This window comes from Candidatus Termitispirillum reticulitermitis (genome assembly GCF_054655775.1).
Genome location: NZ_BAAIHG010000216.1, coordinates 1 through 643, shown reverse-complemented (window position 1 = coordinate 643; position 643 = coordinate 1). Strand labels below are relative to the sequence as shown.

At 47.7% G+C, this 643-nt stretch carries 1 protein-coding gene; it reads left to right on the top strand.

Features of this window, described 5'->3' with window-relative positions; all coding sequences use genetic code 11:
* Positions 1-643, top strand: a 643-nt coding sequence (locus tag AC1MDJ_RS08370) for an N-acetylneuraminate synthase family protein (RefSeq protein ID WP_479690452.1), incomplete at both ends; no start/stop codon positions are given.

The window sequence follows — 643 nt, the reverse complement described above, 5'->3', positions numbered from 1 at the left end:
CTATCACCATAGACTGTGACAACGCTCATTTTAAGCTACCCGCTAGTTCCCCATGGGCGGGCAAGACACTATATGAACTATATAAGGAAGCATACACCCCGTGGGAATGGCACGAAGAGTTGCAACAGTTGACACATTCACTAGGCATGGAATTCTTCTCAACCCCGTTTGACCCTACGGCTGTTGACTTCCTGTATGGACTGGATGTGCCAGCCTACAAAATTGCCTCTTTTGAGATATTTGATACGCAACTTGTCAAGTGTGTCGCTAGCAAGAAAAGACCTGTGATAATATCAACTGGTGTTGCTGAACTTGCCGATGTGCAGCTTGCTGTGGAAACTTGCAGGGCTGAGGGCAACAATGACATTATCCTGTTGAAATGTTCTAGTGCCTATCCTGCGCCCGTATCAGACTGCAATCTTGCTGCTATGGCTACGTTGAGAGCCACCTTTGATGTAGAATTGGGCTTTTCCGACCATACAAAAGGTATCACGGCGGCGGTGGTAGCAGCAACACTAGGCGCAGTGATGGTAGAGAAGCATATTATGCTTGACAGAACGCTTGGCGGACATGATGTTGCATTTTCATCAGAGCCAGATGAGTTCAAGGCTATGGTAAATGCTGTGCATGAGGCACAGGCTGC